Genomic DNA, 18,039 nt, shown 5'->3' with positions numbered 1-18,039 from the left:
AGGGTGAGGCACCATAACGTGCTTTTTCACGTATCTTACATAACGTATTGTGAACATGCTCGCGCGCTTATTTTTTATATCGTTTTTTCTGTTTTGCCACTTGGTGGGCAACTCGCAAACCCTTGGTTTTACAATAGCCGAAGGTCGTAAGCGTGTTGAAATCCCTATTGAAATACACAACAATCTTATAGTTGTACCTGTACTTTTGAACGGGATGTTACCTCTTAAATTCATTGTAGATACTGGTGTTCGGACCGCTATACTCACAGAGAAAACCTATACAGATATTCTTAATTTATCTTACTCAAGAAAGTATACAATTGCTGGCCCTGGCGGAGAAAACATTATTGAAGCTTATGTTACTAATGGTGTAGAATTACAACTCCCCGGTGTAAATGGACGCGGTCATGCGTTGTTGGTGCTTCAAGAAGATTACCTTGAACTTCGCAACAACTTAGGCACCGATGTACATGGCGTATTGGGTTATGAGTTGTTTAGTCGCTTCGTTGTTAAAGTAAATTACCGCCAAAAAACACTTACACTTATGCTGCCTGAGAAGTTAAGGCTAGGAAGAAAATATGAAAGCATCCCTATTTCAATCGAAGACACAAAGCCATACATCAATGTTGGTCTTACACAGGTTAATGGTGTAAAGAAGAACATGAAATTTCTGGTTGATTCTGGAGCAAGTCATAGCTTGCTGATAGAACCTAAATCAGATTCTACACTAGATATACCCGTTAACTCTGTAAGTTGTGTGGTGGGAAGAGGGTTAGGTGGAGCCATTCGGGGAAAAACCGGACGCATAAAAGAGCTAGAGATTGGTCATTATAAAATGCAAAACGTAATTGCCAATTTTCCAGATCCAAACAGTTACATGGACACGCTTAAGCTTGGTACTACTTTCAGAAATGGAACACTGGGTGGCGAAGTGTTAAGTCGTTTTACTGTTATATACGATTTCTCTAAAGAAAAAATATACTTAAAAAAGAATTCTGATTTTAAAAAAGGATTTTACTACAACCTTAGCGGACTTACGGTTCGCGCAAAGGGCAACAGACTTAACACATTCGAAATTACAGACATTCGAAAATTCTCATCTTCAGATAAAGCGGGTTTGCAAATTGGTGATCAGATAATAAGTGTTAATGGCCTGAGTGCTTCAGACCTTGATCTTAATCAATTAAATGGTTACCTGAATATGCGCCCCGGCAAAAAAGTGATTGTTTCCGTAAAGCGTAATAATGAATTATTTTCGACTAGGATGGTCTTAGAGAATAACTTTTAGACATTAATCCCTCCTGACAAACGACAACATCATTCTCTTACGCTTTTTGTAGGCCTTATACAAATAAAGCTGAGTTCTTCTAACCTTAATGCTGTTTTTTATACTGGCGTAAAGTCCTTCTGCAGTTAAGGTCGTTTTCAAAATATAGTCCAAAATACGTTGAGAGCTATTGGACTCGTGGTAATTGGAATTTTTAAGAACTGTAATTGGAACGTTTTTGGTTTTACGATTTTGAGCAAGTGTTTGCACAGCCACATTAAGCTCAGCAGCTCCGATATTATCATCGATCAGAATAAAAGTAGGTCGGAATTTTATAAGTCGATCTAATATACTTTTCGCATCAAAAGCTGTTTCCATGTTAATAACGCTGCCTGGAAGGCGTTTTATTTTCTCAAGGATTGAGCTCAATTCCAATGGATTATTCCCAACAACAAGAAGGTTTAGTTGTTTTACATCTTGTTCCGTTTCTACACGCATCCCCATAAAAAATATTATTTATTAAAGCTTACTCTATTTTACGAATATTAGAGCCTCTTCGGATGTCAAAATTGGCTCTTTCTTTATTGTAATTTTTACACAACTTGTCCACAATGCGAAATAACGCTAAAATAGTAGATGTTGTTATCATAGGCGGAGGCTTAGCGGGCTTATTATCCGCAATAAAACTCTCAAGTACCGGAATTTCGGTATGCCTTATCGAAAAGAAAAGCTACCCATTTCACCGTGTTTGCGGTGAGTATATCTCTAATGAAGTAGTACCCTATTTAAAATCCATCGATGCTTTTCCTGAAGCATTGACACCTTCCAAAATAAACCGCTTTCAGTTATCGGCTATCAATGGAAAAAGTTCCTTCCTTCCGCTTGATCTTGGCGGGTTTGGTATTAGTCGATATGCTTTTGATTATTTTTTATATGAAAAGGCTTTACAAAGTGGTGCAACATTTATGCTAAATACTGAAGTTAGCGAGGTTGTTTTTAAGGAAGATATGTTCGAAGTAAGCTTTGCTTTCGAAAGTTTAAAGGCTCGTATTGTAATAGGAAGTTTCGGTAAACGCTCTAAGCTTGATGTCTCCCTAAAAAGAAGTTTTATTAACAAGCGCTCTCCTTATGTAGGTGTTAAGTACCATGTACGATCTGAATTTCCAAACGACTTAGTTGCGCTTCATAATTTCGAGGGTGGTTATTGTGGTGTAAGTAATGTGGAAGACAATAAAACTAATTTGTGTTACCTTGTTCATCGCAATGTTTTAAAAAAGCATGGTAATATTGAGGCGCTTGAAAAAAATGTTCTTCTTCAAAACCCACACTTAAAAGAAATCTTCAGTAACAGTGAGTTTCTGTTTGATAAACCAGAGACCATCAATGAAATCTCTTTCGAAACAAAAGAGCCTGTGTTAAATCACATATTAATGGCAGGAGACGCAGCTGGTATGATAACACCCCTTTGTGGTAACGGGATGGCAATTGCTATTCACGCTTCAAAAATAGCAAGTGAATTAGTCGAAAAATTTATCAATAGCAGTAAGTATTCGCGAGCACAGCTTGAAGCTGATTATACAAAACAATGGAAACAAACTTTTGCCAACAGGCTTTGGTTTGGCAGGCAGGTACAACAACTTTTTGGTAGTAAGGTTGCGTCTAACTTTGCTATCAATTTATTACTTTACTCCAAACCGCTGGCTCAGCAAATTGTAAAAGGCACACATGGCAAAGTTTTTTAACCATACGCTCTATAAGTTACAATGCATCTAAAATGTGTGATGAGCTTAGAAACAAGTAAATAAAAAATGCATTCAGGCATGTTGCAGAAATAAAATTTAACCACATCGTTCTTTTGTAATCGGCTTTGTTTTCATCTTTACTTACCTGATAAAACCAAAACAGAAAAAACAAAACAACCGGGCTCATGGCAAGCAGGAAGGTCTGTGCATAAAGCCATGAAAAGTAATGGTAGAAGTAGAGTGTATAACCCAAAGAGGCCAAACTAAACATTACCATTACAAACCAGAACGTTCCTTTAATGCCTAAGCTAAGACTAAGTGTCTTATCTCCTCGCTTAGCATCCTCCTCGTGTTGGTAAACCTGCGTCATCGGATAACTGCCCCATAACAATGCACTGCTTAAAAATGCCGGGATAAGAATGGTGGGCTTCATAGTTTGCATAAACTCGTACTTATTTACACCCATATAGCACATCATAAAAGTAAATGCTCCCTGAAACAACCCTGCAATAAACCAGCTTGCAAAAGCATATTTCTTTAGGCGAATCCACGGATGACTGTATGCTCGTGAAACAGCACTATATACAAAAAGCATAAGAGCGAAGTCAAATGACACTTTCCAAATAGCCAAGACAATGGCTGCTACATCAAATACCAACGCCAGATAGTACAAACCTCTATTAACCGGTGGAGGATTTTTTAAGCCCCCAATACTTTTTTCATCCTTATCAAAATAACTGTTAAAACCATTGCTGGCAGGGTAAAGTAGGAGGTGAATAATCAGGAATGTCCACAATAAGGGCTGTTCACTGATGTTAGGTGAAACACTAAGTGAGAATAAAAATACGGGTAATAGGAAGTAAGAAAAGGGTATGCGTAAGTGTAACCAGGAAGATTTTGAAAACATAATGATCTAAATTAGGTTTTTTTCAGTTGATAAGTAAACACATGAGCTTTATAACCACCATCGCAACAGCCAATCCTCCGCATTTGTTCAGGCAGCAAGATATTGCCGCTTTTATGCTAAGTTCCATGCAATTGAATGAGCAGGATTCGCGCAAGCTTAATGTTTTATTCAAGGCAAGCGGCATTGAAACACGTTATAGTATGTTGGAGGATTATGGGAAAAGTGGTGATTTTACATTCTTCAGCAACCTAGATTCATTCGAGCCATTTCCCTCTACTAAGAAGCGAAATGAAGCATATCAGCAATACGCACCGCTATTAAGTACTGCAGCAGCCAGTAAGGCACTGCAGCAAAGTGGTATAGAAGCCAAACAAATTACACACCTCATTACTGTTTCGTGTACAGGATCGTACGCCCCCGGCCTTGACATTGATTTGGTAGAATCATTACAACTACCCTTATCTGTGCAACGTACCAACATTCATTTTATGGGTTGTTATGCAGCATTTAACGCCATAAAGGTGGCTGATGCTTTTTGCAAAATGAACTCATCTGTTAAAGTACTTATTGTTTGCACAGAACTCTGTACCCTCCACTTTCAAAAACAGAATACCGAAGACAATTTACTGGCCAACGCTTTATTTGCTGATGGCTCTGCGGCACTCATTGTTGAAGCAAGTTCTTCGAAAAAATCGCTTCAACTTACAGGAGCATACAGCGAGTTGGCCCCGCAAGGAAGTAAAGAAATGGCCTGGGCCATTGGTGATTGGGGTTTTGAAATGAAATTGTCTAGCTACGTGCCCGATGTTATTCGAAGCGGTATTAAATCATTAACAAATAGACTACTAAGTGTACTAGACCTTTCGCAAGGAAACATCAGCCATTATGCCATACATCCTGGTGGCAAAAAAATATTGGAGACGATAGAACAAGAGTTGGGGCTTTCAAAAGAGCAAAACAAATGGGCATATCATGTGCTTAAAAACTATGGCAACATGTCAAGCCCAACAGTGCTTTTTGTTTTAAAAGAAATCTTTGATCGCCTGGGCGAAGAAAACGATAAAGAAAACCTCATCAGTTTCGCCTTTGGCCCGGGACTTACGTTAGAGAGTATGTTATTCCAATACCACCATGGTTGATCTATCGCAACGCTCCTCAACGGAAGAAATAATGGATGATTTAGCCTCCTCGGGGCCTGTCATCAGCCAAACTTTGCAAGAATTAGAAACCATTAACACTTTGTTGGGTGGTAACTATGTTACGCTTAATGGTTTAGATCGGTTAATTAATGGAAAGGCACTAAAGGGAACTTTGCGCATTGCCGATTTAGGATGCGGTGGTGGTGACATACTCAGGCTTATTAGTAATTGGCTTGAGAAAAAAGAAATCAACGCTGAGCTAATCGGTTTTGATGCTAACCCAAACATTATTGATTTTGCACGCAAGCACACGCATCAGAAAAACATCAGTTATCAATCGGTTAACATCTTTTCGGAAGAATTTAAAGCACAAAAGTTTGACATCGTAGTCAGCACACTTTTCTTTCACCATTTTACTTCTGATCAGCTTGCAGATTTTTTAAGTCAATTGCGCAGCCAAACCACTATAGGTATTGTTATTAATGATTTACATCGCCAATGGCTTGCTTACTATTCCATCAAATGGCTTACAGCTTTATTCTCTAAATCCCCTATGGTAAAAAATGATGCACCCCTATCGGTAGCCAGATCTTTTCGTAAAAACGACTGGATAAACATTCTTGAGCGGGCAGGCATTCAGAATTATAAAATGCGTTGGATGTGGGCTTTTCGATGGCAGATTGTTATTGGTTAGTTTTATTCGTTATTCGTTATTCGTTATTCGTTATTCGTTATTCGTTATTCGTTATTCGTTATTCGTTATTCGTTATTCGTTATTAATCGGCAATACTTCAATCGAGCAACCAAATACCAGCAACTAACAACCATAATTGGCATAGTTTTTAAAGAGTATTCCTTAAATTTCTAGTATGAAAGCAACCATCATCATCCTGTTCGGTGCATTTGTAGCCATCGGCTGTGCATCTAGCTTTGGTAAAAAAGTAAAAGAACCTTTTACCGGTGCCACATATGAATCTAACAGTCGTTTTTGGCGCGCTTCGGGTAAAGGTCAAAGTTCGCAAGACAATATTGCCCGTGGCAAAGCTGATATTGATGCTAAAGCCCAGCTTGCCGGCCAGATTAACACTACTATGAAACAAGTGACTGACCAGTATTTAGGACAAACCGAAAATGCCGAAGCAGCCGATGTTGCCGACAAATTTCAAAGCCTGGTAAGGCAGGTAATGAATACAGACATGGCAGATCTTCGCAAAATAGGGGAGAAGAAATATCTGGATGAAAAAAAGAATGAATACACCGTTTTCATAGCCTACGAAATCAAGAAAAACGCCATGCTCCGTTTCATGAAAAAGCAGGCCAAAACCGATCAAAAAATTGATGAAAGGCAAAGGGCAGTGATCGAAAAGATTATTGATGAAGAGCTCGCTAAAACAGAGGAAGATAATTAGCAGCTATGAGCCATAAGCTAAGAGTTGATATTTATGAAAACTCACGGCTCATTGCTAAAAGCTCGTAGCTAAATTATGTCATCTGCCTGTTCTGCTGTATTTTTGGGAGCACCTATACAGCACGATAAACAGATGAAACGCGACAAGATTATCTTCGACCTTATTCAAAAAGAGCAGGATCGCCAACAACACGGCATCGAACTAATTGCCTCCGAAAATTTTACCTCACCACAGGTAATGAAGGCACAAGGCTCAGTACTGACCAATAAATATGCTGAAGGCCTTCCCGGCAAGCGTTATTATGGCGGTTGCGAAGTGGTTGATGAAATCGAGCAACTGGCTATTGACAGAGCTAAAGAACTTTTTGGCGCTGAATGGGCTAACGTGCAGCCTCACTCTGGCGCACAAGCCAATGCAGCTGTTATGTTGGCTTGTCTGAAACCTGGCGATAAAATACTTGGTTTCGATCTATCACATGGTGGTCACCTTACACACGGCTCACCGGTAAATTTTTCGGGTAAACTATACCAGCCAAGCTTCTATGGTGTAGAGCAGGAGACGGGTCTTATTAACTTCGATAAAGTATTAGAAACTGCTAAGCGGGAAAAACCTAAAATGATTATCTGTGGTGCTTCAGCTTATAGCCGCGATTGGGATTATAAAAAACTTCGTGAGGCAGCTGATGCTGTAGGGGCCGTTTTACTTGCAGATATTTCTCATCCAGCAGGTTTAATTGCCCGTGGGTTGTTAAACGACCCTATGGAGCATTGCCATATTGTAACCACAACAACACACAAAACTTTACGCGGACCCCGCGGTGGTTTGATTATGGTGGGCAAAAACATTGACAACCCGTTTGGTTTAAAAACACCTAAAGGTGAAATCAGAAAGTTGGGCTCAGTACTTGACTCTGGTGTTTTTCCAGGTACTCAGGGTGGACCATTAGAACATGTTATTGCTGGAAAGGCTATCGCTTTCCAGGAGGCCTTGTCTGATGAGTATTTTGAATACATCATGCAGGTTAAGAAAAATGCAGCAGCCATGGCCAATGCTTTTGTCGAGCATGGTTATAAAATCATTTCAGGTGGTACCGACAATCACTTAATGCTGATTGACCTGCGTTCTAAAAATCTTACAGGTAAAATTGCTGAGGAATCACTGATCAAAGCCGATATAACCATCAATAAAAACATGGTGCCTTTCGATACACAATCGCCCATGGTAACTTCTGGTATGCGTATTGGTACACCAGCCATTACAACGCGCGGCCTAATGGAAAAAGATGTCGTTAAGGTTGTTGAGTTAATTGACGAGGCTTTACAAAAGCCAGCAGACGACAAACACCTGAAGGCAGTTAAGAAAAAAGTAAATCGCTTAATGGATAAATTTCCTTTGTACTAACTAAGGTCTGTTAAGGTTAAGATAATGTTTCAAACATAAGGGGATGCCCCATAACAGGGGCATCTTGTTTTAGTAATATGAGCGAGGAGAAAGAAATGACGTTTTTAGATCACCTGGAAGAATTGCGCTGGCACTTAATGCGCTCTTTTGCAGTGATTTTTGTTTTTATGATTGCCGCTTTTGCCAGCGCAGAATGGATCTTTTCAAACATAGTATTTGCTCCTGCTCAAGCTGATTTCATTACGTTTCGCTTTCTGTGCGACATAAGTCATTGGGTGGGATTAAAAGATTCTCTATGTATTGAATCCATCCCCTTTAAAGTTCAAAGCCGATTAATGACTGGGCAGTTTATGATGCAACTAACAGCATCGTTTGTGATTGGTCTTATCATTGGTTTCCCTTATCTGTGTTATGAATTATGGAAATTCATAAGACCCGGTCTGCATAGTAAAGAGCAAAAAAAATCAACGGGTGTTGTCAGCATTGTTTCATTTCTCTTTCTGGTGGGTATCGCATTTGGGTATTATGTAGTAACACCAATGACGGTTTATTTCTTAAGCACTTATTCAATCAGCGACATAGTTGTAAACGAGTTTGATATCACCTCGTATGTTTCCACAGTTGTAACCCTTGTTTTTGGTAGTGGTGCGTTGTTCCAACTGCCCGTCATCATTTATTTTCTAACGAAGGTTGGACTTGTTACGCCTCAATTTTTGCGCAAATACAGAAAGCACTCTATTGTTATCATTCTGATTATTGCAGCCATTGTAACACCGCCAGATCCTTTCAGTCAAACCATTATTGCAATACCACTCTACATATTGTTTGAGATTAGTATTTACATTTCAGAACGCGTATACAAACGTAAGCTGCGTGAGGAAATGGAAGAGGAACTTAAATCATCGCGTGTATGAAACAAACATTAGCCATTGGCAGTGACCATGCCGGTTACGAATTCAAAGAAGTTTTAAAAAAATGGTTGAGTGATAATGGCCATATAGTAAAAGACTTTGGTACACATAGTCTCGATTCTGTTGACTATCCTGACTTTGCGCACCCGGTAGCCAGTGCTGTAGAAAAGCAAGAGTTTGATCTAGGCATTTTACTTTGTGGAAGTGCTAATGGCGTGGCAATTACAGCCAATAAACACCAGGGTATACGGGCAGCACTTTGCTGGACAGATGAAATCGCTTCATTAGCTCGCCAGCATAACAATGCTAACATTGTTTGCATTCCGGCACGTTTTGTTTCTGAAGACATGGCAAAAAAAATTACAGAAACATTTTTATCTATACCATTCGAAGGCGGCAGGCACGAAAAGCGAGTTGATAAGATTTCTTGTTAGAAACCATGCTAAGGGGTTTATCATTTTTATTCCTTTTCATATGGTTTGGTACACTTCACGCGCAGTTTAAAATTCATGGACTCGTTATTAACAAAAAATCAAAGGAAGCAATAAGCTATGCCAATATTGGAATTAGATATGTTTCAATAGGTACATTATCTAATGTCGATGGTAGTTTCACACTCATTATCCCTGAAAAATATCGCAACGACACACTTTATTTTTCTTCTTTGGGTTTCGCCCCTAAACACATTTCTATTAAATGGCTAATTCAACAGCCTCAACCAATTACGATATTTCTTAGCGAACGAAGTGTCTTGTTAGAAGGGATTACCATTACCGATAAGGCAGTAAAGAATAAAATTGTTGAGCTTGGTAATAATCGATGTAGAGGAGGCACATTGGAAACCGATACTACATATGCAGGTGCATCGGAAGCTTTATTAATTGATAATAAAGCACAAAAGCAAATAGAGTATCCCATGTATTTGCAACGGGCGCGATTAAAAATATTTAGGAATAATTTAAATTCGTTTAAAATCCGCATTCGTGTTCTTGATGTGGACACCGCTACCGGTAAACCAGGCACGGATTTATTGCACCACGATGTTATTGTTGAATCCACTATTCGAAAGGGATGGTTAGCTTTTGATCTGTCTCACTTACAGCTAAAAATAGAAAGGCCTTTCTTTATAGTCTTTGAGAGAATTCTTACTAGCAGAGATAGAATGTTGATAGCTGAGGGTTATCGTATGTTTAAAAAACAATATCCCTCGAAGGTAAAAATTGATACGATTGAATTTGAGGGTAAGCCTTTAATACGGGAGCGATTTACAGGTGGAGGAATTGATTTGCCAGGAACATTTATTGGTATTTCCACTACAGAAAATGCGCGCGAAAAATTCAGCTCTTACTCGCGTAACACAAGTTTTGGCGAGTGGGAAAAGGTGCAAGGCACACTAACGGCAACTGTAACACTGAGTAATCAACCATTAAATAATTCTGATAAAGGAGTAGTTTCATCACCAGACTGCCAGGAAAAAACCATTGCGTGTACAGTTCAAAATATATGTACTGATTTTCTGGATGAGTCTGGACTTACAGGAATGCAACTACGTGTTAGTGTAAAAGGCAAAACTGTTTTCTCTGCTAACCTTGGTTATTCTAACAGCGACTTATTTACACCAGTTAATGACTCAACCCTTTTTCGAATTAATAGTATCTCCAAATCGCTGACCTCCGCAGCGCTTATAAAGTTAGCGAGTGATGGAAAGCTTGATTTAGATGCCCCTATTAAAAAGTATTTACCTGATTTTCCTGAAAAAGAGTTTCCAATTACCACACGACAGTTGAGCGGTCACTTAGGAGGGATTCGTGATTATCATCAAGATAATTTGAGTGATTTAGTCAGGACTAAACATTATCTCTCCACCATTGATGCACTAGAGGTTTTTCAATTTGATAGTTTAACTGCAAAGCCGGGAAGCAAATTTCATTATTCTACATTTGGATGGAACATTATTGGCGCAGTGATAGAAGCTGCTTCGGGTATGAACTATCTTGATTATATGAAATCAAGTATTTGGCATCACTTAAAAATGAAAAATACATGTGGTGATGACATTACCGAGACAATTTATAATCGCAGTAAATTCTATGATGCATTAGGTGATGAGAATGATTTTGGCGATATCAGTTACAAATATCCGGGTGGTGGTTTATTATCCACTACAACTGATTTAGTCACTTTTGGTAATGAATTGCTATACGGCCAGTTTTTTGATGAACTGTTAAAAGCTGAGCTTTTTAAAACGCAGTACACCGAAAACGGAGAGGCTACGAATTACGGCATGGGTTGGTATACGGGTTTGGATACTAATGGACACCGCGTTTGGTATCATTCTGGTGATCAACTAAGCAGTAGCTCACACCTTTATATCTACCCCGATGATGGTATCGTAATTGCACTATTGGCAAATGGACAAGAGGCCGCAGCATTTGATGTAGAGGAAATTGGTGAACTCTTTTACAGTAAGTAATTACTTAATTGAACTTTGCTTAACCTTTAATAGCCAGTCGAAAACTCAATAATGCCAAAATAAAAGTGATGGGTGTAAAAATGTAAGTTTCCAAATTATTGAAGGCCATTAAATTACTTAAAGTATTTACCAAGAATAATAAAAACATTAGCCAAAGCACCACACGAATAACCTTTGGGTTAACAGAAAACTTAAAATAATTCATTCTGATTGTTACAATCCAAAGCATAAACGCGTTAAGCACAATAGAAATTGATTCGAAAACATACAACTCCCCTTGTGTTTTTAATCGGCCACCCCAAATCATATCCATAGGAACAAGGCCAGCTATTACTGCAAGATGAAAAAGTATAGTCAGTGAAAATATCACTATCAATGCAAGACCTGCAAAACGCTCCGAAATCATTTTTCTTATCATAGTTATTTCAAATGCCTAACACTGTTTTAAGCTTAGCGTAACCTGTCTGACTTAATGGAATCTGCACTCCGTTTTTTAATAATGCAATGTGATTGTCCTTTTCCATAAGCTCAATCCGTGTGAGCTCTTGCAGATTTATCATGTAAGACCGATGCACACGCACAAATTGCGTTACGTCCAGCATGCCTTCAAAGTAAGTCATTGTTTTCTTCTTCAAGTGCATTCCATCTTTTGTATGAATTTTTACATAATCATCATACGCTTCAAAGTAGTGAATTTGATTAACCGGAATGATTATGATGTTACTACCTTTCTTTACAACAACGCGGCTATGCTCTTCTGGCTGTGGATTTCTTTTATCAATAAAATCCTGTGGCGATTGAACCTCTTTTGCATTCTTTTGACTCATCCATTTTTGTAAAGCCTTCTCGAATCTGTCCTTACTAAATGGCTTGAGCAGATAATCAACTGCATGTGTTTCAAATGCCTTCATGGCATATTCATCAAATGCTGTGGTGAAAATTACAGCTGGTGGTGTTTCGATCAATTCCAGCATCTCAAATCCATTTATCTTAGGCATTTGTATGTCTAGAAAAATTAAATCAGGTTGATGTTGAGCAATTGCCTTTACGCCTTCAAACCCATCATTACACTCTTGCGCTATTTCAATATCCTGAAAAGGCTTCAGGCATTCTTTCACCAGACTTCTGGCCAGTGGTTCATCATCTATAATCAATACTTTAATCATATTTGTGGTATTCGAAGGGTTGTAGTAAAAATACCTGCTTCCTGTTTTGTTTGAACTAAATTATTTTGTGCATAATGCAGATAGAGCCTGCGTTGTACTGCTGTTAATCCAAACCCTGTTCCCTTTTTTGCTTGTGCTGTTTCCGGATCATAAGGGTTTTTTACTTCAATGAGCAAGTCTTTTCCTATCCTGCTTGCTTCAATAGAAATTATTGTCTCCCCAATTGTATCGTACAAGCCAAATTTAATTGCATTCTCTACTACTGGTTGTAACAACAAAGCCGGAATCTCTGCAGTGAGACTTTCTTCACTCTTTTCAATTTTGGTTTGCAGGCGATGACCAAAGCGAACTTTTTCAATTTCCAGATAAAGTTGAAGGTGGTCTAATTCCTCCTTCAGCTTTATAAGTGTAGTGTCCTTTCGAATGGTTCCTCTCAAAAAATCCGAGAGCTGGTGAATCATCGTTCGGGCGCGTTCAGGCTCAACTACTACCAGGGCATTAATAGAGTTTAGACTATTAAATAAAAAGTGAGGTTGTAATTGTAGCCTGAGACTTGAGAGTTCTGCCTCTCTTGCCAATCTTTCACTATCCTGTTTTCTCTTCTCACTCTCTTGTTTATCACTAAAATAAACCCAGAACCAAGTAAGCACCGCTATTAGCATAATCATGAGCAGCGTAAAGCCTCCTCTCACCGTTAAGCTGGCATCCAGAAAACTAATAAAAGCTAAATTATTTTCTAAAAATTGTATAAGTAGCCAACGTTGAAGTGCCAAACTCAAAAAAGTAAGGGCAAGGCTCCAGATTAAAACATAAATTGAATTTTTAGCACTTGGTTGATACGAATGCATGGAAGTATTAATGGCATAACCTGCAATGGCTATTACAAGCTGCGTGATTGCAGCATCCGTAATAGCAATCTCCCAACCAAATCCTGCTTGAACAATTACCAGAGTCTGTACAAAAATCCATAATAACCACCAACTAAGGTAGAGTGTAAAAATTTTTGCTTTGCCTGTAAAACTCATATATATTTTTAGGTGGTTTGAAGAGCTGCTGCGCGTAAATGTACATATTGAATATAATCATCACTTTTCTCCATCTCAAAAATTTTAGAGTAAAGTTCAATGCCATCATTGAGCGCCTCAATCAATTGTACATCAACTACGTTTACAAATTCCCATTTAACAAGTTGATCATTATTGTTTAGAAAATAATCCTCTTCCTTAAGGCCGAGTACCCGTGCCTTAAGTACAGCCTCCTCGTGTGTATTGGCTGCAACAAGGCGCAGGTGCTCGTCAAATTGGTCTTTGCCTGTTTTCGTTTCTGTGCTTATTCTGAAAACTATTTTTGCGATGTACCAATTCATGTTTTTACTATTAATAGCTGCGTATGTCAATACCTCCGAAAACTGAAGTGCCTCTTATATTTAACACTTTTGTTTCATCCACATTGGTTGGTGCAGGTCTTTTGTCATCAATTCCACCAAGTATGGAAACCACTTCAGAAGTTTGCACCTTCCAGTTTGCAGGCACAATTAATTTAGTGCCTCCAAAGATCTGCACCACCTCTAAAGTAACCACTCCGCTAATATCTGCTTGGCTCATGTTTACCTCACTGCCACCAAATATGGTCACCATCTCACCGCCCTTAAAGTCTTTCGATATTATATTTTTATTACCACCAAAGATTGAAACGGATTCCCAGTTACCATCGGTGCCGCTATGAGTCTGTGTATGCTCATTCCAATATTGTCCTGCACGGCTTTTCGGCTTAAAGATTAAGTATAGACCAATGCCTATTACAATAGCAGGGATTAAGTAAGGTCTTAAATTAACATCATAAACATAATCATCCACTATAAAGACTATACCCACAAGAACAGCAATCATCCAACCACCAGGCTTAAAAGAATTTTTAGCGCCTACATACAAACCGATACCTATTACCAACATCTTCCATGTGAAGAGCCATTCAGGCAAGTCAAGGTTCATCTCTCTGGCCAGTAGCACTACACCAATAACTACTACTATTAAGCCTCCCCAAATTCTGCCATTATTATTCTGATTCGGGGTACTGGGTGTGGGCTTTACGCCCTTGTCATATGCTTCCATAATTGTTGAATTTATACTCAAATCAACGCCCGATTGCTTAAATAGGCCATTGTGAATAGGTGCAGACGGGTAGAAAGTAGGTGAACATGGGTATTGCGTAGGTAAATGCGGCCTTGAAATGAATGCATCAGATTTTAAAATGAGTCAAATAATCTGACAACTTGTGTCCCGCAACTAAAATACCCCGTTTTCAAATTTAGTCATCAACTACTTTAGTGGCATGGAAGAGGCTTTGAAGGATGACGAATACATTAAAGGACGTGGCGCTCAAATTAAAACTGCCAATAGATTTTTAAAACAGGAATATGTCGCTCAGCATATCGAGGGCATTGATGAACAAATGGAGTTGAGTCAGCGTACTCAAATTTTTTATGAGCAGTCTAAAAAAATTGTCAATAAAATTACCAGCCCTGATTTAAGTATGATGTATTCGCTCAATCCTTACCAGGGTTGCGAGCATGGTTGTATTTATTGTTATGCCAGAAATAGTCATGAGTACTGGGGCTTTAGTGCAGGTCTAGATTTTGAAAGCAAAATTATTGTGAAGAAAAATGCGCCTTCACTGTTAGAAAAATTCTTATTGCATCCCGATTGGCAAGCTACGCCTATCAGCCTTTCAGGCAATACTGATTGTTATCAGCCCATAGAGCGTACGTTAGAAATAACGAGAAAGCTTCTTAAAGTATTTGGGCAGTACAGGCATCCGGTAGGTATGATTACAAAGAATGCCTTGGTGCTACGCGATATTGATCTGCTTCAGGATTTGGCTAAAGATAATCTCGTACACATTTACATTTCCATCACAACGCTTAATGAAGACTTAAGAAGGTTGATGGAACCGCGGACAGTGAGTGGCAAAAAGCGTTTACAAGTAATTGAACAACTTGCAAAAGCAAACATTCCGGTAGGTATTATGAATGCGCCTATCATACCCGGACTCAATCAGGAGGAGATCCCTACAATTCTTAGAGCAGCTGCAGACCATGGTGCAAGTGCTGCGGGCATGACGGTTGTACGATTAAATGGTTCTATTGGAAAAATTTTCGAAGACTGGTTGCGCAAGAATTTTCCAGATCGGTTTGATAAAGTATGGAATCAGATATGTGATATGCATGGCGGGCAGGTAAATGATTCACAGTTTGGTAGACGAATGGGTGGCGAGGGTGTGTACGCTGACATGATTCATCAGCTCTTTAGAAATTCTAAACGAAAATATTTTTCAGAGAGGACTATGCCTGCTTACAATTTAACAGCATTTAGAAGAAGAGGCAATTTAAGTTTGTTTTGATGGTTAATCTATTTTAAAAAGAAAGAGGTTGTCTGAGTAGACAACCTCTTTCTTTTACTAGAATACTATATGTGCATTATTTCAGGTTATATGAAATACCTCCTGTATAAAGTCCGGCTGTTCTGTCCGCTGCATAAAACTCTCTGGTATCAGCACCTAAAAAATTGCGTGCATTTAGAAATACGTTCAAGTTTTTAACAACTTCATATGAGGCTTTTGCACTCATAATAAACTTTCCATCTATCTGCCCATTGGCATATTGTGGCGTGCTTGAGTCTGTATCGTCATATGAAGCATCGTATTGCGTTTGCTCACCTAAATAGTAAGCGCTTATATTCACATTCGCTTTTGTAGATGGTCTGTAGTTGAAATAAAACCCTCCATAAGTACCTGGTGTATACTTATGTGTGCTGTTGTTATAGGTAACAGGAGGAAAGGGAGGACTTGGAAGTGCCGGGTCTAAATATATTGATGGCAAATCTGATGTTTCAGTTTTTTGCAGTGTTACAAAAGGCTTGAATTGTATCTTATCGTTAGGTACAAAGTTTAACGAGATTGTTGTACCGATCTGTTGAGCTGTTGTTGGTACGTTAAAAAACTTTTGCTGGGTAGGTGACGCTTGTAAAATGGCTGTCAGTCCTTTTACATCTTGAACAAACACATCAACATCAAGTTGAACATTCTTAGTGATTTTTGAACGGAAGCCCAATTCAATCATATCAACCGTAATTAAATCTAAATTATCATCACCTACTTGAGCTCCTGCAATGTCCAGATAATTGTAACCCATAAATGAACCACTGTTGGAACGCGTGATAGCGGCTCGTATTAAATTCTTTTCGTTAATATCATACGTAGCGGCTAATTCATAGGCCAGGTATGCTTCGTCAGGTGTAGAAAATTTATCAATGCGAATAGCTGCCAATACTCTCAATTTATCCGTGAAATTTAAATCGCTACGAAGAAAACCGGCTAAAGTATTAATTGTGTTTTCTGCATTAAATAAGCCAATCACACCAGCACCAGGGTTAACATAGTCACGGTCATCAAAGGTTACTGTTTGATAACTTAAGCCTGGTGTAAGTGTATACTTGTCGTTTAGTTTAATATCGTATTCAGCATTTACATCCGCTACAGTGTAGTCATTTTCAGATCGTGGTACAGTTGTGCGAAGGTCAAGAGCATATCCTGATAAGTAGGAAGTACGAATTTTTAAATCATGGATACCTAATGTAAGATTAAAAGCGGTGTTATCAGTCTTTCCATCACTTAAAGGGTTGGAGACAAATATTTTTTGAAACTCCGCTTGTTGATGTGATACGGAAAGATCAGCAGAGATATTTTCTGATGCTTTGTATGTTATGAAGGCATTGACGCCCCACTTATTTAATGATCTGCTTGGATCAGGGTAGCGTTCGTCACGAGTTGTTTGATCGGGGAAAAGTGTGGTTAATGGCACATAAGTACCTGTAGTGGCATTGTAATACTCTTCATCAACGCGATCACGATCTTGAAAATTTCCAGATACAATAAGACTTAACTGATCATTAAATTTTTTACCAACACTCGCATTAGCAATGGTTGTACCCAGTGTACCTGCTTGCACATTAACGTTTGCTAACATGCTCGTGTCTGTTAATCGTTTTGTAATTATGTTTATAACACCTGTTACAGCATTTGGTCCAAACAATGGTGATGATGGCCCGCGAACAATTTCAATACGTTCTACATCATTTAAATCAATAGGAAGAGATTCCCAGTTGGTACCCCCTAATCCATGATTGAACACTGGTCTGTTGTCAATCATTACAAGGGTGTAGGAATTTGTTTTTAAGAAGGAACCATTCGTTCTCGTTAAATTTTCTAAACCGCGAATGTGTATGTCGTACATGCCATTGGCCTGTTCACGCACAATAACACCAGGTGCCAAGCGCAAAGCTTCCATGATGGAAGTAGCACCAGATTTTTCTATATCTGATTTAGTAATCGTGTAGCTTGATAAGGGGGCATCAAACAGGGTTTCATCTTTCTTAGATGCAGAGTTGATGGGTATGTTCATCAAATCCTCTAATGATAATTCGTAGTAATCTTCTTGCTTGACTTGCTCCTCCTGAGCATAGACAAACATCGCGCTGCATAACAGCGCCACAATAGACAGGGCTTTTTTCATACTACAAAGTAAGCATATACTCTTTTAGTTGTATCTGCTTATCCTAGTCTTACTT

18 protein-coding genes are annotated in these 18,039 nt (G+C 38.7%); 10 read left to right on the top strand and 8 right to left on the bottom strand.

Annotated elements, in window-relative coordinates:
• The first annotated feature begins 55 nt into the window (after nucleotides 1-55).
• On the top strand, nucleotides 56-1,288 hold the full coding sequence (locus tag SanaruYs_RS06735; RefSeq protein ID WP_127121758.1) for an aspartyl protease family protein: 1,233 nt from the start codon (nucleotides 56-58) through the stop codon (nucleotides 1,286-1,288).
• A 3-nt stretch (nucleotides 1,289-1,291) separates the two neighbouring features.
• Here the strand turns inward: SanaruYs_RS06735 and SanaruYs_RS06730 are convergent, their stop codons facing one another.
• Nucleotides 1,292-1,771 carry a hypothetical protein gene (locus SanaruYs_RS06730; RefSeq protein ID WP_127121757.1) on the bottom strand — a complete coding sequence of 160 codons (480 nt, stop codon included), beginning with the start codon at nucleotides 1,769-1,771 and terminating at the stop codon, nucleotides 1,292-1,294.
• Nucleotides 1,772-1,878: 107 nt separating this feature from the next.
• Between SanaruYs_RS06730 and SanaruYs_RS06725 the strand changes: the two genes are divergently transcribed.
• Nucleotides 1,879-3,009: an NAD(P)/FAD-dependent oxidoreductase gene (locus SanaruYs_RS06725; protein WP_127121756.1), complete on the top strand. Its 1,131-nt coding sequence runs from the start codon at nucleotides 1,879-1,881 to the stop codon at nucleotides 3,007-3,009.
• Between the two features lie 16 nt (nucleotides 3,010-3,025).
• On the opposite strand, the gene SanaruYs_RS06720 is transcribed toward SanaruYs_RS06725, so the two are convergent.
• Entirely contained in the window at nucleotides 3,026-3,916 is an 891-nt protein-coding gene (locus SanaruYs_RS06720) for a UbiA family prenyltransferase (RefSeq protein WP_127121755.1), read from the bottom strand.
• A 41-nt stretch (nucleotides 3,917-3,957) separates the two neighbouring features.
• Between SanaruYs_RS06720 and SanaruYs_RS06715 the strand changes: the two genes are divergently transcribed.
• From SanaruYs_RS06715 to SanaruYs_RS06685, 7 genes are all read left to right on the top strand, one after another.
• Nucleotides 3,958-5,055, top strand: coding sequence for a type III polyketide synthase (locus tag SanaruYs_RS06715; RefSeq protein WP_127121754.1), 1,098 nt, complete (start codon nucleotides 3,958-3,960; stop codon nucleotides 5,053-5,055).
• Nucleotides 5,048-5,749 (top strand): methyltransferase domain-containing protein, encoded by a 702-nt coding sequence (locus SanaruYs_RS06710; RefSeq protein ID WP_127121753.1) that lies wholly within the window; start codon nucleotides 5,048-5,050, stop codon nucleotides 5,747-5,749. Before SanaruYs_RS06715 ends, SanaruYs_RS06710 begins: the two co-directional genes overlap by 8 nt.
• A gap of 175 nt (nucleotides 5,750-5,924) precedes the next feature.
• Nucleotides 5,925-6,464, top strand: coding sequence for a hypothetical protein (locus SanaruYs_RS06705; protein WP_127121752.1), 540 nt, complete (start codon nucleotides 5,925-5,927; stop codon nucleotides 6,462-6,464).
• A 132-nt stretch (nucleotides 6,465-6,596) separates the two neighbouring features.
• The gene (glyA, locus tag SanaruYs_RS06700) at nucleotides 6,597-7,865 is read left to right on the top strand and encodes a serine hydroxymethyltransferase (protein WP_127121993.1); all 1,269 of its coding nucleotides are present in this window, start codon (nucleotides 6,597-6,599) and stop codon (nucleotides 7,863-7,865) included.
• A 77-nt stretch (nucleotides 7,866-7,942) separates the two neighbouring features.
• Nucleotides 7,943-8,779 (top strand): twin-arginine translocase subunit TatC, encoded by an 837-nt coding sequence (gene tatC, locus SanaruYs_RS06695; RefSeq protein WP_127121751.1) that lies wholly within the window; start codon nucleotides 7,943-7,945, stop codon nucleotides 8,777-8,779.
• Nucleotides 8,776-9,210, top strand: a complete 435-nt coding sequence (gene rpiB, locus SanaruYs_RS06690) for a ribose 5-phosphate isomerase B (RefSeq protein WP_127121750.1) — start codon at nucleotides 8,776-8,778, stop codon at nucleotides 9,208-9,210. The genes tatC and rpiB overlap by 4 nt, the downstream gene beginning before the upstream one ends.
• 5 nt (nucleotides 9,211-9,215) lie before the next feature.
• Complete coding sequence (locus SanaruYs_RS06685) at nucleotides 9,216-11,249, top strand: serine hydrolase (protein ID WP_127121749.1); 2,034 nt, start codon at nucleotides 9,216-9,218, stop codon at nucleotides 11,247-11,249.
• Nucleotides 11,250-11,268: 19 nt separating this feature from the next.
• Here the strand turns inward: SanaruYs_RS06685 and SanaruYs_RS06680 are convergent, their stop codons facing one another.
• The 5 genes from SanaruYs_RS06680 to SanaruYs_RS06660 are packed head-to-tail and all read right to left on the bottom strand — an operon-like array spanning nucleotide 11,269 to nucleotide 14,526.
• Nucleotides 11,269-11,667, bottom strand: coding sequence for a hypothetical protein (locus SanaruYs_RS06680; protein WP_127121748.1), 399 nt, complete (start codon nucleotides 11,665-11,667; stop codon nucleotides 11,269-11,271).
• Between the two features lie 7 nt (nucleotides 11,668-11,674).
• Nucleotides 11,675-12,415 (bottom strand): LytR/AlgR family response regulator transcription factor, encoded by a 741-nt coding sequence (locus SanaruYs_RS06675; RefSeq protein WP_127121747.1) that lies wholly within the window; start codon nucleotides 12,413-12,415, stop codon nucleotides 11,675-11,677.
• Complete coding sequence (locus SanaruYs_RS06670; protein ID WP_127121746.1) at nucleotides 12,412-13,440, bottom strand: sensor histidine kinase; 1,029 nt, start codon at nucleotides 13,438-13,440, stop codon at nucleotides 12,412-12,414. Before SanaruYs_RS06670 ends, SanaruYs_RS06675 begins: the two co-directional genes overlap by 4 nt.
• Before the next feature lie 8 nt (nucleotides 13,441-13,448).
• Nucleotides 13,449-13,781, bottom strand: coding sequence for a DUF4288 domain-containing protein (locus tag SanaruYs_RS06665; protein WP_127121745.1), 333 nt, complete (start codon nucleotides 13,779-13,781; stop codon nucleotides 13,449-13,451).
• A 10-nt stretch (nucleotides 13,782-13,791) separates the two neighbouring features.
• Nucleotides 13,792-14,526, bottom strand: a complete 735-nt coding sequence (locus SanaruYs_RS06660; RefSeq protein WP_127121744.1) for a LiaF transmembrane domain-containing protein — start codon at nucleotides 14,524-14,526, stop codon at nucleotides 13,792-13,794.
• 220 nt (nucleotides 14,527-14,746) lie between these two features.
• Here SanaruYs_RS06660 and SanaruYs_RS06655 point away from each other — a divergent pair, with 220 nt between their 5' ends.
• Complete coding sequence (locus SanaruYs_RS06655) at nucleotides 14,747-15,814, top strand: PA0069 family radical SAM protein (RefSeq protein WP_127121743.1); 1,068 nt, start codon at nucleotides 14,747-14,749, stop codon at nucleotides 15,812-15,814.
• A gap of 76 nt (nucleotides 15,815-15,890) precedes the next feature.
• Here the strand turns inward: SanaruYs_RS06655 and SanaruYs_RS06650 are convergent, their stop codons facing one another.
• A complete protein-coding gene (locus tag SanaruYs_RS06650; protein WP_127121742.1) occupies nucleotides 15,891-17,984 on the bottom strand; it encodes a TonB-dependent receptor plug domain-containing protein in 2,094 nt (697 codons plus the stop codon).
• Nucleotides 17,985-18,039: the final 55 nt, after the last annotated feature.

Source organism: Chryseotalea sanaruensis (genome assembly GCF_003990915.1).
In the GTDB taxonomy this organism is placed as follows: domain Bacteria; phylum Bacteroidota; class Bacteroidia; order Cytophagales; family Cyclobacteriaceae; genus Chryseotalea; species Chryseotalea sanaruensis.
This window is presented reverse-complemented; position numbering and strand designations above follow the sequence as displayed.

What these genes read in the sequence shown, in the direction of transcription:
- SanaruYs_RS06735 (WP_127121758.1), top strand. Translation starts at nt 56, where the DNA reads ATGCTCGCGCGCTTATTTTTTATATCGTTTTTTCTGTTTTGCCACTTG.
- SanaruYs_RS06730 (WP_127121757.1), bottom strand. Translation starts at nt 1,771, where the DNA reads ATGGGGATGCGTGTAGAAACGGAACAAGATGTAAAACAACTAAACCTT.
- SanaruYs_RS06725 (WP_127121756.1), top strand. Translation starts at nt 1,879, where the DNA reads ATGCGAAATAACGCTAAAATAGTAGATGTTGTTATCATAGGCGGAGGC.
- SanaruYs_RS06720 (WP_127121755.1), bottom strand. Translation starts at nt 3,916, where the DNA reads ATGTTTTCAAAATCTTCCTGGTTACACTTACGCATACCCTTTTCTTAC.
- SanaruYs_RS06715 (WP_127121754.1), top strand. Translation starts at nt 3,958, where the DNA reads ATGAGCTTTATAACCACCATCGCAACAGCCAATCCTCCGCATTTGTTC.
- SanaruYs_RS06710 (WP_127121753.1), top strand. Translation starts at nt 5,048, where the DNA reads ATGGTTGATCTATCGCAACGCTCCTCAACGGAAGAAATAATGGATGAT.
- SanaruYs_RS06705 (WP_127121752.1), top strand. Translation starts at nt 5,925, where the DNA reads ATGAAAGCAACCATCATCATCCTGTTCGGTGCATTTGTAGCCATCGGC.
- glyA (WP_127121993.1), top strand. Translation starts at nt 6,597, where the DNA reads ATGAAACGCGACAAGATTATCTTCGACCTTATTCAAAAAGAGCAGGAT.
- tatC (WP_127121751.1), top strand. Translation starts at nt 7,943, where the DNA reads ATGAGCGAGGAGAAAGAAATGACGTTTTTAGATCACCTGGAAGAATTG.
- rpiB (WP_127121750.1), top strand. Translation starts at nt 8,776, where the DNA reads ATGAAACAAACATTAGCCATTGGCAGTGACCATGCCGGTTACGAATTC.
- SanaruYs_RS06685 (WP_127121749.1), top strand. Translation starts at nt 9,216, where the DNA reads ATGCTAAGGGGTTTATCATTTTTATTCCTTTTCATATGGTTTGGTACA.
- SanaruYs_RS06680 (WP_127121748.1), bottom strand. Translation starts at nt 11,667, where the DNA reads ATGATAAGAAAAATGATTTCGGAGCGTTTTGCAGGTCTTGCATTGATA.
- SanaruYs_RS06675 (WP_127121747.1), bottom strand. Translation starts at nt 12,415, where the DNA reads ATGATTAAAGTATTGATTATAGATGATGAACCACTGGCCAGAAGTCTG.
- SanaruYs_RS06670 (WP_127121746.1), bottom strand. Translation starts at nt 13,440, where the DNA reads ATGAGTTTTACAGGCAAAGCAAAAATTTTTACACTCTACCTTAGTTGG.
- SanaruYs_RS06665 (WP_127121745.1), bottom strand. Translation starts at nt 13,781, where the DNA reads ATGAATTGGTACATCGCAAAAATAGTTTTCAGAATAAGCACAGAAACG.
- SanaruYs_RS06660 (WP_127121744.1), bottom strand. Translation starts at nt 14,526, where the DNA reads ATGGAAGCATATGACAAGGGCGTAAAGCCCACACCCAGTACCCCGAAT.
- SanaruYs_RS06655 (WP_127121743.1), top strand. Translation starts at nt 14,747, where the DNA reads ATGGAAGAGGCTTTGAAGGATGACGAATACATTAAAGGACGTGGCGCT.
- SanaruYs_RS06650 (WP_127121742.1), bottom strand. Translation starts at nt 17,984, where the DNA reads ATGAAAAAAGCCCTGTCTATTGTGGCGCTGTTATGCAGCGCGATGTTT.